This is a genomic window from Nibricoccus aquaticus (genome assembly GCF_002310495.1).
Lineage (GTDB): Bacteria > Verrucomicrobiota > Verrucomicrobiia > Opitutales > Opitutaceae > Nibricoccus > Nibricoccus aquaticus.
Genome location: NZ_CP023344.1, coordinates 3,156,474 through 3,171,033, shown reverse-complemented (window position 1 = coordinate 3,171,033; position 14,560 = coordinate 3,156,474). Strand labels below are relative to the sequence as shown.

At 56.9% G+C, this 14,560-nt stretch carries 13 protein-coding genes; all 13 read left to right on the top strand.

What is annotated here, in order from left to right; genetic code table 11:
* Positions 1-57: 57 nt before the first annotated feature.
* The 13 genes from CMV30_RS12675 to CMV30_RS12615 all read left to right on the top strand — a co-directional run bounded on the left by CMV30_RS12675 (position 58) and on the right by CMV30_RS12615 (position 14,540).
* Positions 58-774 (top strand): class I SAM-dependent methyltransferase, encoded by a 717-nt coding sequence (locus tag CMV30_RS12675; protein WP_096056378.1) that lies wholly within the window; start codon positions 58-60, stop codon positions 772-774.
* Positions 758-1,957: an aminotransferase class I/II-fold pyridoxal phosphate-dependent enzyme gene (locus CMV30_RS12670; protein WP_096056377.1), complete on the top strand. Its 1,200-nt coding sequence runs from the start codon at positions 758-760 to the stop codon at positions 1,955-1,957. Before CMV30_RS12675 ends, CMV30_RS12670 begins: the two co-directional genes overlap by 17 nt.
* Entirely contained in the window at positions 1,958-2,632 is a 675-nt protein-coding gene (locus CMV30_RS12665) for a DegT/DnrJ/EryC1/StrS family aminotransferase (protein ID WP_096056376.1), read from the top strand.
* 131 nt (positions 2,633-2,763) lie between these two features.
* Positions 2,764-3,846, top strand: coding sequence for a DegT/DnrJ/EryC1/StrS family aminotransferase (locus tag CMV30_RS12660; protein ID WP_217494389.1), 1,083 nt, complete (start codon positions 2,764-2,766; stop codon positions 3,844-3,846).
* A 22-nt stretch (positions 3,847-3,868) separates the two neighbouring features.
* The gene (locus CMV30_RS12655; RefSeq protein WP_096056374.1) at positions 3,869-4,588 is read left to right on the top strand and encodes a WbqC family protein; all 720 of its coding nucleotides are present in this window, start codon (positions 3,869-3,871) and stop codon (positions 4,586-4,588) included.
* A 64-nt stretch (positions 4,589-4,652) separates the two neighbouring features.
* Positions 4,653-6,548: a glycosyltransferase gene (locus CMV30_RS12650; protein WP_096056373.1), complete on the top strand. Its 1,896-nt coding sequence runs from the start codon at positions 4,653-4,655 to the stop codon at positions 6,546-6,548.
* Positions 6,549-6,560: 12 nt separating this feature from the next.
* The gene (locus CMV30_RS12645) at positions 6,561-7,382 is read left to right on the top strand and encodes a coiled-coil domain-containing protein (protein ID WP_096056372.1); all 822 of its coding nucleotides are present in this window, start codon (positions 6,561-6,563) and stop codon (positions 7,380-7,382) included.
* 57 nt (positions 7,383-7,439) lie between these two features.
* Complete coding sequence (locus CMV30_RS12640; protein WP_096056371.1) at positions 7,440-9,440, top strand: glycosyltransferase family protein; 2,001 nt, start codon at positions 7,440-7,442, stop codon at positions 9,438-9,440.
* A 43-nt stretch (positions 9,441-9,483) separates the two neighbouring features.
* Complete coding sequence (locus CMV30_RS12635) at positions 9,484-10,536, top strand: glycosyltransferase family protein (RefSeq protein ID WP_096056370.1); 1,053 nt, start codon at positions 9,484-9,486, stop codon at positions 10,534-10,536.
* Positions 10,537-10,545: 9 nt separating this feature from the next.
* A complete protein-coding gene (locus CMV30_RS12630; protein ID WP_096056369.1) occupies positions 10,546-11,277 on the top strand; it encodes a class I SAM-dependent methyltransferase in 732 nt (243 codons plus the stop codon).
* A gap of 131 nt (positions 11,278-11,408) precedes the next feature.
* Positions 11,409-12,482, top strand: a complete 1,074-nt coding sequence (locus CMV30_RS12625) for a GtrA family protein (protein ID WP_096056368.1) — start codon at positions 11,409-11,411, stop codon at positions 12,480-12,482.
* Positions 12,469-13,923 (top strand): histidine phosphatase family protein, encoded by a 1,455-nt coding sequence (locus CMV30_RS12620; protein WP_096056367.1) that lies wholly within the window; start codon positions 12,469-12,471, stop codon positions 13,921-13,923. The genes CMV30_RS12625 and CMV30_RS12620 overlap by 14 nt, the downstream gene beginning before the upstream one ends.
* Positions 13,920-14,540, top strand: a complete 621-nt coding sequence (locus tag CMV30_RS12615; RefSeq protein ID WP_096056366.1) for a 2'-5' RNA ligase family protein — start codon at positions 13,920-13,922, stop codon at positions 14,538-14,540. Before CMV30_RS12620 ends, CMV30_RS12615 begins: the two co-directional genes overlap by 4 nt.
* The last annotated feature ends 20 nt before the right edge of the window (positions 14,541-14,560 follow it).

The window sequence follows — 14,560 nt, the reverse complement described above, 5'->3', positions numbered from 1 at the left end:
GAATCGTTGGGTGCTATAGCCAGAACACGGGGACATGACACTGCAGCCAATACGACCATGCAGAAATCTGACGACCCAGACTTTATCCATAAAGAGCACCCAAAACGATTCGCTCGCGACGACTTCTGGTCTCAAATCAAACGCACGGTAAACGGCCAGCCTGTTTCGGAACACGACATCCAATTGATCGTCGGACAAATCGAACGGCACATACATTTTTCCGCCACTAGCCACCTCCTCGACATCGGCTGTGGAAACGGAGCGCTCGCAGCACGCCTCTTTCAGCGCATAGCAAAATATACAGGGGTGGATTTCTCGCCCTACCTTCTGGAAATTGCCCGGGAATATTTCCGACCCAATGAGAATGTTGCGTATATCGAAAGCGACGCACGCGCCTTCGTGACTAATCACACAGCGACGCAAACCATCGATAAGGTCATGCTCTATGGATGCATGTCCTATTTTAGCCGGGACGACTTTCGCGCAATGTCTGGCGCATTAGTCGCGCGCTTCCATAATGTGGATACGGTTTTTCTGGGTAACGTCCCTGACATCAGTAGCGCAGCTGACTTCTTTGCTGCCCGTCAGATAGCATCCTACGAACTGGGTAATCCGCACACCCCCATCGGCGTCTGGTGGGCGCAGCAAGAGCTGGTCAGCCTAGGAACCCAATTGGGATTTTCAGCTAGGTGCGTGAAGATGCCGCCGGAATTTTACGGACACCGCTATCGGTTCGACGTTATTTGGAGCAAACGCCATGAAGCCTCACAGTGAAACGAGCCTTCGCAACCGCCTCAAACGTCTTGGCGGGCCTGGTCTTTTCTCGGTGCCTATTTCCACATCGAACCTGTACACCCCCGAAAAAAGATCGGTACTGAGATATCTGGAAGAGGGTTTTGAGAAACAGTCCGATCAAGAACCGGCGCTTTGCGCCCAATTAGCTGACCGGCTTCGTCGCTATCATGACTCTGAGTACTGCGTTCTTTTTTCCACCGGATTCTGGGCATTGGTTTCTGCCATTAAACTTAAAGCACTCCCCGGAAAATCTGAAGTCATCATCCCCTCACTCACATATCGTCGACTGGCTGATGTCGTATTTTGGGCAGGGCTGACACCCGTACTCGTTGATATCGATCCGGCTGACCTCAGCATATCGCCACAAGCAATAGACCGGAATATTGGTGCAGAGACTGGGTTGATCCTAGCGGTGCACCCTATCGTCAATTGCTGCGATGTTTCAGGCATTCTCGCCCTCTCCAAACGCCGGGGCGTACCAGTTGTTTTCGATGCCGTGGAATCTGCGCATGAAACCGTCTCGGGAAAGCGAATCGGCTCTTTCGGAGTGGGAGAGGTTTTTTCCCTTCATGCCAGCAAGTTGATCAACGGCCTAGAGGGCGGCTACGTTTGCACCAACGACGCGGCCTTCGCGGCCTCCTTGAAAATTTTCCGGACAGGAGCGGTCGTGACATTTCCTGACGAGTCCCACTACGGATTAAACGGTCTCCCCCACCCAGGGCATGCAGCCTTTGCCTTGGCTGCGTTGGATGAGCTCAACAAAAATATAGATCACAACCGCACCATTTATCGGGCTTACCAAAAGCAACTGGCGTCACTCAACGGCATCCGTTTGCTGAAATTCGACGAACAAGAGCAAACCTCTTATAAGAATATTGTCGTCGAGGTGCAGGACAACTTCCCGATCAACCGGGACGCTCTCTGTAACGCCATGAATTCGGAATCAATTTTGGCTCGTAAGCATTATTCCCCCCCGCTCCACCAGAAGACTTACTCCTACAGTGTCGCCATTCGCGAGATGCAACAAACCGAATTGGCCGAAGCACGCTATCTGAACCTTCCCTGTGGATCACGAGTGACACCGCAGGATGTCTCTACCGTTTGTGACTTTATCGCGTTCGCAGCGAGCGAGCCCGAATTCTTCACATCACCCGCAAAATAAATGTCCCCGGGAAATTACAAAGACGTCGTAGAGCGCATTTACGCATCTGGCTATTTCACGAACCATGGACCGTTAGCGCAGGAGCTTGAAACCGCCCTAAGCAAATACTTCTCCGTGCCGAACGCCGTCGTCGTCAGCAACGAATCTCTCGCCATCATGATGGCGCTGGCCGGGCTAAATCTTAGCGGTCGCGTCGGAGTTCTTCCACATTGCCCAGAGCCGATCCTCAAGGCCTCTACTTGGGCTGGATTGGAGGCTGTCGCTTGCTCACCAGACTCATCAACAGCCGGACTCACTGCAGTACTCAGCTACGAGATGGAGCCCCGCCCGAAGAACAATTCATTACTCGATGACGCCCGGAAACAGGGCCTGCCGACTATAATTTTCAAGCATGCAGCCTTCAGTCGCGATGCTCGACTCAGTTCACTGTCAGCAAATGACCCAACAGCCACCATAGCGATCGTTGGAGAAAACAACGCAGTGCCCTCATCAGTCTGTGCCGTCATTCTAACAGCGGATTCCCTCTTGGCGGAGAAATATCGCAACATCCGTAGCAGTTACGGCGCTCGCAAACTTACTGAGGTTAAGGCCACCGCCAACGGACGGGTTTCAGAATTCCAAGCAGGGATGGCGATGGTCTTTCTGCAAAAAATTCTGTCGCATGACCCGACCTGAAACGTATCTGACCAATCGACGAAACCGACCGGCCGACTATCGCCCTAATTGATCTTCACTCCCGCTAACTTGAAATATTTCGCCCGCAACTCGCCATGACCTCACAGACTTCATCAGTACCTGTGCCAATCATGGTCACCCGCTCTACCCTACCACCATTGGAAGAGTATCTGGGCTATATTCGTCAGATTTGGGATACCCATTGCCTGACCAACAATGGTCCATTGGTACGTGAACTTGAGCAGCGTTTGGCCAGCTACTTAGCAAGCCCCCACATATGGTTTGTCACCAACTGCACCGCAGCCTTACAGATCGCCATCAAAGCACTGAATTTACAGGGAGAAATCATAACCACTCCCTTTAGCTATGTCGCTACAACCAGTGCTGTCCTATGGGAAAGCTGCACGCCGGTATTCGTGGATATCCGCCTTGGCGACCTGACTATCGATCCGAATCTGATCGAAGCAGCCATAACTCCCCGGACTCGCGCTATCTTGGCAACGCATGTTTACGGTTTCCCCTGCGACGTTGCCGCAATCTCAGACATCGCACGGCGACATAATCTAAAGGTGATTTATGATGCAGCTCACACATTCGGCTGCCGCTTGGATGGCCGTGCATTGGCCACTTTCGGTGATGTGAGCTGCCTTAGCTTTCACGCCACCAAAATTTTTCACACCGTCGAAGGTGGCGCGATTGTTATCAATGACGACGCCAGCCTCGCTGAGCGGATACGGCTTACTCGTGCCTTCGGACATCACCGCGACGACCACCGCCATCTCGGAATTAACGGTAAGAACTCCGAGTTTCATGCAGCCATGGGGCTGTGCAATCTGGTCCACTTGGACGCCAATCTTGCGCGCCACCGACGCCAGCACGACAACTACTCCCAACTGCTCTCCGGAACTTCGGTTCGCATTCCACGTCCCGAATCAGTGAACTTGGAATATAACTACGCTTACTTCCCTGTGCTACTGCCAACCGAATCTGCTGTTGAACGCAGCCTGGCAGCGCTCGCAGCGCTCAACATCTACCCACGCCGATACTTTTACCCATCACTCAATCGTATATCATACATATCCGGGCACCCTTGTCCTGTATCGGAGTCTGCCGCTGAAAAAGTTCTTTGTCTCCCCATGTCCGATCTTGTGACACCGGAACTGCAAGAAATAATCATCGGAACTCTCGTTGCTCATGCACGAGCCCCGGCCTGAATCACACTGAAGAAATTTTCGCATGAAATTAGGCATCATGCAGCCGTATTTCGCTCCATATCTGGGGTACTTTGACCTGATCAGGCAATGCGATGAGTGGATCGTTTTCGACACGGCACAGTACATCCGTCACGGCTGGGTTAATCGAAACCGCATCCTGCACCCGACAACTTCGTGGCAGTACGTGATTGTCCCACTGCAAAAGCACGCACGCGAAACGGCTATCAAAGATGTCTTCGCCGCATCCGGAAATGACTGGTGCGAGCGCATCATCGGCCAACTGCAACACTATCGGAAAAAGGCACCCTATTTTCAGTCTATCACGGAATTTCTCTCAACCACGCTGAGCGGAACTCCAGGAGCATCCATCGCAGACGTGAATGTCCGACTGATGACCGCCTGCTGTGAGTTGCTAGGCTTACGTTTAAAAATTCGCTGTTTCTCTTCTCTAAACCTGTCTCTTCCGCCGATCACTCACCCCGGCCAATGGGCACTTGAGATTTCGTCGGCGCTAAACGCCACGGAATACATCAATCCACCCGGCGGACGCGATCTTTTCGACTCCGCAGCCTTTGCCGCAAAGGGGATCAAACTCACTATTCAGGAGCATCGGTCATTTCACTACACTACCCCAGGCTACGATTTCGTTCCGGACCTTTCTATCATAGATGTTCTGATGTGGAACTCGCCCGAAGAGATCCTCCGGCATTTGCGTGCGGCCCCCGCACACACTTCAGGCTGATATCAAACCACGCACACAATACTTGCGAACCAGACCTGCGCATCGGCTACTATCCCACTCACAGATGGCCCATCCGTTGCTAAGTGTCTGCCTTATCACCTACCAGCACGCACGCTTTGTCTCTAAAGCGATAGAAGGTGCGTTGGCGCAGAAAACGGACTTCCCCTTTGAAATTCTGGTTGGTGAAGATGAATCAAGCGATGGAACTCGCGAAGTATGTCAGGACTACGCACACCGGTATCCCGAAAAGATCAGAGTTTTTCTTCGCAGCAGAAAAGACGCAGTCCTCATCGATGGACGGCCCCGGGGAAGTTTTAATTTCCGCATGACCTTGCGCGAGGCGCACGGCGAATTTATCGCGCTTTGTGAAGGTGACGATTATTGGACCGACCCCAAAAAGCTCCAGAGTCAGGTAGATTACTTACGCGCCAATACTGACTGTGCCGGCTGTTTTCATGACGTGCGTTTGGTCGATCAAAATGGCGATACGATCCAAAAAAGTTACTTTGACTCTCCCAAAGATAAATTTTCTCAGCACGACATAATCGATTCTCTCTTAAGCCGTCAGCCCACGTGCTCGATGGTTTTTCGCAGGTCCGCATTCGCAGAACCATTGCCCGAATGGTATCTGCGTCGGCCTAGCGACCTCTACCTCGACATCCTGCTAACCTTCAGCGGCAAACTGGGATTCATACGCCGCAACATGGGCGCCTATCGCAAACATGTCGGCGGCATCTGGAGCGGACAACGCGAAGCCAGCCAGATACTAGAGCTGATCGTACGCTTTAAACTACTATTGGCAGACCCGTTTTTCCTACAGAACTACAAAGATGTTTTGCTTCGCAAAATCGACGAATTCCAAGCCTCGCTTTTCACGCGCAACGACACCGCCGCCGAGATCGACCGCCTCGACAAAATAGTCGCCGAGCAAACGGCCGCGCTCAAAGCCACTACCGAGGATCGCGACCGCTTGCAAAGTGAGTCCGTGACCGCGGCCACCCAGCGCGATCACATCGCCAAAACAACCGCCGAGCAGACCGCCTACATCAAAACCCTCGAATCCGAGCGCGACTCTCTTCAGCAGGCCAGTGCCCTCTCCGTCGCTGAATCTAAGCGCCACCTTAAATCTCTCGCTACACAGGAATCATTCATCGCCCAGCTCAAGTCGCAGCACGCCGAGCACGACCGCACACTCGCATCCCTGAAAGACCAGTTGGACAAACTCGCGGCGACTGCTCACGAGCAGACCGCCTATATCGCCAGCCTGGAAAAACAACGCGACCAGCTCGACTCCGAGATCCGCGCCGCCGCCGAAACAGCCACCCGTCACGAAAAAAACTCGAGGGCACTCACCCCTCAACTCGCTCCACTCACAGAGATCGCGGAAAAGCAGGCAGCCTACATCGCATCGCTCGAATCCGAGCGCGAATCACTGCGCCAGGATCACTCGCATGTTCTCGCCGAATCTCAACGGCACCTGGCCTCCCTTTCCGAGCAGGACAACTTCATCTCCCTGCTCAAAAAACAGCAGACAGATCAGGACGCACTCATCGCATCCCTGCGCGATCAACTCTCCAAGCTAGGACAGACCGCAGCCGAACAGACGGCGTATATCGAGTCGCTCAAAGCCCAATGCGAGCAAGCGATACGAAAACACGCCACCACTCAGCAGCAGGCTGCAGCCGATAAAGCCACCGCCGCCGCCGAGCGCGACAAACTCCAGACCCAGCTCGAAAAATCCTCTGCGCTCGCCGCCACCCAGGAACAGCGAATTGCGAGCCTCCTCGGGCAACTCCAAGCCCAGGAGCAGACCGCGCAACGCCTCCGCTCACTGGCACACTCCCGCCTCTCTTTGCTGAAAAAAGCCCACGCACGACAGGCTTCCCACACCCAGCACCTCCTCGATACTCTCTCCAACCAGCACCGCATCAGCCCTATCGCCCTCCCCGGCTCCAGCTAACACTCACCCATCATGGAATCACAGCCCGCCTACGACACCCCGGGAGATGCCGACCTGGAAGGAATCCTAGAAGCCAAAGATCAGGAAATCTCCCGCCTGCTTGGCGTCCTCCGCGAACAGGCTGCCGCCCTCGAAACACTCAGCACACGCCAAAGCACATCGACCGCTCAGGCGCAGGAAACGCAGGCCAAGCTCCAGCAAGAGCTCGCCCTGATGACTGCCGAAGCCGACAAGGCCCGCGCCCTCGCCTTCACCCACCAGCAAGAGTCCAGCCGTCTCATCACGATCCAGACCGCCATCGAAGAAAGAAACAAACACTTGGTCGACGGGCTCGACTCGCTTCACAAACAAAACGCCGCCGGACAAGGCACGCTCCAGTCGTCAGTCACCGCCTGCTTCACCGCCACCCAGACCACAGTCACCTCAGCCAAAACCGAAATCCACGCGCGGATCGACAAGCTCCCGGCACACACCGAAGCCCTGCACAAAGATCTCGCGGGTAAACTCACCAGCCAGCTGGAGTCCTTTCAGACTCAGGTCACAACCGCCCATGACAGAACCCAGACAGCGCAAAACGAGCTAAACACGCTCACGGCATCCCTGGCTGATCGTATCCGGCTATTGGAGCAACTCGTGCAAATCCAGAGCCAGGCAGCCACTAGCTCAGCCGAAAAAACAGAACAGCTCACCGCCGCCATGCAGCAGCACCACGACCAGCAAACGCGCCGCCTCGACACGATTGTCGATCAACTCATGGCCTCGCTAAACTCACGCTTCGTCCGCTGGCCACTGCTCGTCAAAACCTGGCTGACCCCCGCCCCCAAACAAAAATAAACCGGGCACACGACTGCTCGCCTCGCGCGTCCCTCCCCCCATAAGTCTGATCGATTCATGTCCGCAGCCTACGACCTGCTCATCACCGCCAACGAAACCAACCACCACCACGGTGTTGGTATATTTTTGCAGCGCCTCTTCGGCACCGGCCCCGGATTCATCTGCCTGCGCTCGACCACCATGTACGGCGGCCAGGAGCCGTTTGGCGACGAACACCTCGAATTGAAATCGAGGTTCATGAACACGACGGAAACAGAAGCCCGGCTCAAGACCCTCCTCGCCGGCCGCACCATCCGTCGCATCCTCTGCGTCCCTTACTACCGCTCCGAGTTCGTCCACGCCATCGCCGTTAAAAAGCTCACAGGCGCCCCCCTGTGTACTTACCTCATGGACGACCAGAACGTGTTCGCCCCGCACGTGGCCGATCACTGGGTCGCTGAACTCCTGAAAAATTCCGACCTCTGCCTGGGCATCTCCCCCGAACTATGCGCGGCCTACAGCCACAAATTCGGTCGGCCCGTTCACCTGCTCCCCCCTGTATTGGAAAAACAAGAACTGCTCACCCCGTGCTACTGGCAGCCAGTCACCGGCGAGCCCATCCGCGCCGCGATGATCGGTAACATCTGGACCGCGAGCCGCTTTCAGCAGCTGCGCAAACTCCTCCGCGATTCCGGCCTGCACATCGACTGGTACGGCAACGGCCCGCAAGCCGCCTGGCTGCCCGACAGCCCCGAGGCATGGGAATCCGATAACATCCGCTGCCTCGGGCACCTCCCCGAAGAGGACCTCGTCGCCTCCCTCGCCTCGTACCCCTTCATCATTGTCCCCTCCGGCAGCCTCGACAAAGACGACGACAACATCGCCTTCTCCCGTCTCAGCCTCCCATCGCGCCTGCTCTTCCTCCATGGCCGCACCGACACCCCCGTACTCGTACTCGGCAGCCCGGAAACCGCCGCCGGCCGTTTCGTCACCGCGCTAAAAACCGGCGTGTCCGCACGCTACGAACAATCCGACCTGCGCAAAAAACTCCATACACTCACGACCCCGCGCATCCGCCAGGAAATGCGCCGCAATGTCCGCGCCGCCGCCGGCAAACTCAGCATGGAAAACGCCGGCGAATGGATCTGGCAATCCCTCGCCGCGAAACAACCCGTGCCCGCGCCCTTCCACGACAGCCCCGCCTTCACCAGCCACGGCACTCCCGCATGGATCGGCCGGATCACGCCCGCCCGCCCGCGCAATACCCACCCGACTCCGCCTGCAGCGGAAACATTTCAAGACGACCACCTCCGCGCATTCGCCCACATACGGGCGAGCCACTGGAAATTGCTTACCGACAGCGGACTGCCTGTCCCTGCTTCCGATCAAATCGAACTCACTCAGCTTCTCCAGTGGATCGTCTTCTATCTCCTGAAGCGCGCTCTCCCCGCAGGCGGAAAAATCCTCTACCTCGATCCGCACCCACCACTCTGGCTGGCCCAGCTGCCGTCCAGCATTGTCTGCTACTCCCCCGCCGACATCGGCCGCTGGATTAAATCGGGCTTCGCGCTCGATGCCGTTCCCATGCACCCGCTCGGCATCGAGAAAAACGCTGCACCCGCCGCACCCGAAAAGTTCGACGCCATCGTCAGCGCCGGCTGGTTGAATCAAGTCACCACTCCGGTGGCCATGGAAGAGATCGCCGCATTTTTCGCAGCCCGCACCGTCACACACGGACTCCACCTCCACGCCTGCCCCGGAGTCTTGAACCGTGATTATTTCTGGACCGGCCCGGCCCACGACTACCTCCAAAAACGCTTTCGAATCCAGGACTGGCCGGTGATCGACGACATCCTCAACGAGCAAGACCTCTACGCCATGAGCGAGCGCGCCTACGACTCCTACTGGCGCGCCTCGACCGGCAAACCATACGCCGAGTTCGGCCAGGCCATCGGCCTCACGCTCGCCTGGAGACAGGCCCCCGCGCGTACCACGTGGAATCCGGCCGCTTCGCTTCGCCGCTGGTGGGGCGCGCTCCGCCCTACACCAGTCGCTGCACACGCGCCCGGCGTTTCATAACTTGCCGAACTCCGAACCGTCTGATTTTGCCTAGCCCCTTCTAATGAGCGCAAAGGGAGTCCCCGTCCTCTTTCTGGTTTTCAACCGCCCGGCACAAACGGCACGCGTTTTTGAATCCATCCGCGCGCACAAACCCGCGAAACTCTTCGTCGCCGCCGACGGCGCCCGCGACAATAAGGCCGGCGAAGCCGAGATCGTCCGCGCGACACGCGAAATCGCCACCAAGGTCGACTGGCCATGCGAGGTAAAAACCCTCTTCCGTGACCGCAACCTCGGCTGCGGGCCCGCAGTGAGCGGCGCCATCTCCTGGTTCTTCGATCACGTCGAGGAAGGCATCATCTTGGAAGATGACTGCCTGCCCCATCCGGATTTTTTCCAAGTATGCGCCACCCTCTTGGAACGCTATCGTGACGACCCTCGTGTCGCCACCATCTCCGGAACCCATTTTCTCCCCGACCTCGTCCCGCATCGACAATCCCACTACGCCTCCAAGTATTTTCAGATGTGGGGCTGGGCGACCTGGCGGCGTACGTGGAAGAGCTACGACTTCACCCTCAACTCGCTCTCCGATGACGAGTGGTGGACCCAGCTGCAAAAAACCCACCCCAACCCCACCGAAGCCGCCTACTGGCGCGAAATCTACCGCGCTCTCAAAGCCGGCGGCATCGACACCTGGGACTTCCAGGTCTTCTTCAGCTGCTGGCGCCACGGCTCCGTGCATATCATGCCGGGCAGAAATCTCATCGCCAACATCGGCTACGGCCCCGACGCGACCCACACCAACTTCGCCAGCCCGATGGCCAACCTCCCGGTCTATCCGCTCACGATCGGCCCGGAGCCCATCCCGCTCGAACCATCGCAAGACGTGGACAACCTCATTTTCTACCTCCGCTTTCTGGAGTCGCTCACGCACACGTGGTGGGTCGAGCAAGTCTTCTCTCCCGGGGAAAAACTCGGCCACGCCCGCACGGAAATCATCCGCAAAGACCGCCAGATCCGTCAGCTCGAAACCGAGATTAAGGAAAAACGCCGCCAGCTCCTCGCCGCCACTCGCGAACTCGCCCTTCAAGCCACCTCATCAGCATCAATCAACTAGTCACACACCATGCCCGCATCCCCCACTCCCGCCAATATCGCCGAGTTCTCTTATTCCAAACTCTCCCACTTTGAACTCTTCCGCGGGCTCCCCTTTCAATCCTACAACGTCGGTGACCCAAACCCCGAGATCTGCGACCTGAAGGTTTATCAGGACTACTTGGTGTATTGCTTCATCAAACAAAACATCGCCTCAGGCTCCCGCATTCTGGAGGTCGGCGGAGGCGACAGTCGCATTCTCAAATTCTTCGCCAAGGACTATGAGTGCTGGAATGCGGACAAGTGCGAAGGTCTCGGCAACGGCCCGATCAAGTTTACCTCCCCTCACTACCGCATCGTCTACGACTACGTCGGCTCGTTCAATCAGGAGCTCCCCGACCGCCATTTCGATTTTGTCTTCTCGATCTCTGCATTGGAGCACACCCCCGAAGACGCAAATATCCGCGTCAATGTCCTTAAAGACATCAATCGCATCCTGAAGCCCGGCCGTCCTTCTTTCCACTGCTTCGACGCCATCCTCCGCAAAAACGGCCGCTCTTGGGTGAATGGGCTTATCCCGTATCTCTACGCCAACGCCTCCCCGCTGACCCGCTTCGTGCCATTGGCCGAGATCGACGCGAATCCCGACACCTACGCCATGTCCAAACAGGCGTATGAAGCCAGCTGGAAGCCGATCACCAAAGATAGCTACGAAGACTTCGGCCGCGCCTTCTCTGCGAACGTCTATTGGACGGCCCCCTGATTGCACGGACACTCAACTAGCCGGCGGAGTGAACGAACTCGTCGTCCGCCTTCGGTGCATCACATAAGACTCATCCACATGAACCGGGTGTCATCAGCAGAGTCCGTGAGGCTGAATGTCACAGCCACGCCATGAAAGACGTCCTCGCACCTTCCTTCTACGCCGGACTGCAATTTCGTCTCTACCGTCATCGATTTCTGCTCGTTTACATAGTCTTCGGGGTGACGTCGCTTTGGATCGAAATCCTCCTGCTGCGGGGACTTCACTACCTGGGCCTTCCGCTGCTCGCCTCCCAATCCTGCGGGCTTACGATCAGCGTGCTCTTTGCCTACTGGATGAACGTCAGGTTCAACTTCAAGGTTCCAGTCGCGAAGAGGAACCGCGCACTGCTGTATTTTGCCGGCATCTCCGGATTGTCCGCACTTCTCAACTACGCTTTCCGGACACAGCTGCTCGATCTCGGCTGGAGCTACGAACAAGCCCGTTTCGGGGTTTCGGCAGTTTTGTTTTCATTCGGGTATATTTTGCACCGCCGGTATTCCTTCGCTGATCGCAAGCAGGTGGGCGTGGCCATTTACGCAAACGGCGTGGAAGACATCCGTGGCATCCGGGAGAAAATCGGCGAGTTCCCCGACTTCATTCACGTCGATCTCATCGACGCCTCCTTCGGCGCTTCCGACACCGATGTACGCTCCTACCGCTTGGAGACTATTCGAGCTTACTGGCCACAGCGCAAAATCCATGTCCACCTGATGACCCGCCGCCCCACACGATGGCTGTCTGAAGTTCTGCCCTACGCCGATACGGTGATCGTACATCATGAAATCGATGAAGACTTGGCGCAGGTGCTTAAAACCATCGAGGACGCAGGACGGCAGCCCGGACTCGCGCTGACTCATGCAACCACCCTCGATGCGGCCACTCCCTTTCTCAACCGCATCACCCTGCTGATGCTGCTCACCATCGCCCGGCCCGGCCAGTCAGGCCAGAGCTTCCAGATCGAAGCCCTTGAACGAATTGAAGCCATCAACAAGTGGTCTGGACGCGCTCACTTCAAAATCTGCATCGATGGAGGCGTGAACGAAAAAAACGTCCACCTGCTCAACGTGGAATTCGTCGTCTCAGGGTCATCTGTACTCATGGCGGAAAATCCAGCCCGTCAGATCATGCGCCTGCAGACCTCCAATAATCATGAGGCTGTCTAACCGCATCACCCTCACCGATTCCTCCAAGCAGACCTTCGCTTCCGCGCTCGCCCTCAGCCTCGGGGAAATTCCGGGCATCCGCTCGGTCACCTTCACGGGCTCCTTCGTTGAAAAGCCCGGACTCACCGGAATCAGCGACATCGACGTCATCGTGATCGTCGACGCGTTGACCGAGGAAATTTTCTCGGCGTGCCGCAAGGCCACTACAGCTATTTCGCCAGCCTTGCTCGGACTCCCCTCCCACCAGCTGCGCATCAACGACACCTTCGGTCCGCTCAAATTCGACGAACCCGGCCTGGTGGTTGTCCACCTCATGATTTACGATCTCCAGGGGCATCGTGAGCACGTCCTGAAAAGTCCGTTCACCTGCCTCGACTGGGAACGCAGCACGCATGTACTCGGTTCATCACTACGCGACATCTATCCTGTCCTCGCGCTTTTTCCCCGGCATTTTCTTGATGCTCGCCGGAGCCTCAACAACTACCTCGATGATCTCGCCGCCGGCTCCATCAGCTTTCGCCGTTACGAATTTTCCTCCTCAGGCTGCTGCGAGCAAGCCGAGCGACTGAACCTAGACCCACGCCACCAAGGCGAATACGCCTACCATATCGTCAATAATCTCGTAGCGAACTACGCCAAGTTGGTTGCCGGTCGTAACCACAAGCTGTCGCAACAGGAGTTCTTCGCCTTCTGGAGGGATTATCTTCCCGCCTGCATTCCCTTCATCGAGTGGTTCTCGAAAATTGCGGCGATCAAACAGGAGCGGGAGTGCAGCTTCCCCGTCGATACCATCAGCCACACCCGGGAGTTTATCACGGCCTTCGCCGACCATCTCAATGATACCTGGCAACGGCGCGCCACCCGTCATCTCTTCCTACGCCACGGGAAAACCGCCCTCAACGATGGCTCCTTTCTAGGGCAGCGGCGCGATCCCGGCATTCTCACGCTTCCTCCGCCATTGGCTGCGCGCCCTTCCCGCATTTTTTCCAGCCCGGCGATACGCTGCCAGACAACCGCTGCAGCGCTCGCGCCTGCAGTCTTCATCGAGGTCGATCCACGCCTTCACGAAATAGATTATGGCTCGGCAGAAGGACTCAGCATCGCAAAACTCCGCACAGAGCGTCCGGAACTTTTCGCCGCTTGGTCCCGCCACGAAGACCCACGCTTTCCGGGGGGCGAAAATACCAGCGATGTTCACGAACGCTTGCAGTCGTTCATTGCCGGTCTCGATGAACGCCCATCGCTTGTCGTTTCCCACAATGTCGTCCTTCGCTGCCTGCTGGGCGCAGGGCTGAATATCCCACGTCATCAGTGGCACCTGATCCCGGTTGATCACCTGGAGACGGTTGCGCTGCTTCGCCTCGATGGCCGCAGCTATCTCGACCTGACCCCAGAACAAGTGGCGCGCATCACCGATGCGCTCGTCGCGCACCGCATATGAACCTCCCGCGAACCGCCATCTTCATCGAGCCACAAGGCACGCTTCGCACCTCGCTGATCGAACGAAAAAAAATCCTCGAGCTGGCGATGCCCGGGCAAGCCTACACAAGCCACCCACCACACAGCACCCTGCTGTTTGGCGAGTATGGCTCCCCTGAAATCTGGACCGGGAAATTACGAGCGGCCGTCAACTCCCTCCCTCCCTTCCGGCTCGCAACCGATGCCTGGCAGGAATTCCCCAACGATCTCCAGGCGGCAGGCGGTCACACCGTTGCTTACCGTGTTAAACTCTCCCCAGAGCTCCTCCGATTGCAGCTAACCATAGCTGAAGTCGTCGCGCCTTTCCGCGAGTCCTCGTCCCTCCAGCACCCGCTTGCCGATCGCGAACCGTTTGCCAGCAGCCTTAAACACTTCGGTTTTCCCTTTGTAGGGCCTCATTGGATTCCCCATTTCACGATCGGCTCACCGCGCCTGCCTGCGAACGATCCACTGCTCGCCAGCTTGATGAACGGCTCGCCCATCCACGAATTACACGTGAACACCATCTCCATCTGGCAGGTCATGGCAGATCATCATAACCGATTGACCGAACTTGCCCTGACCGGGACTGCGGGCTGACATCTGCTCTTTTGATTATG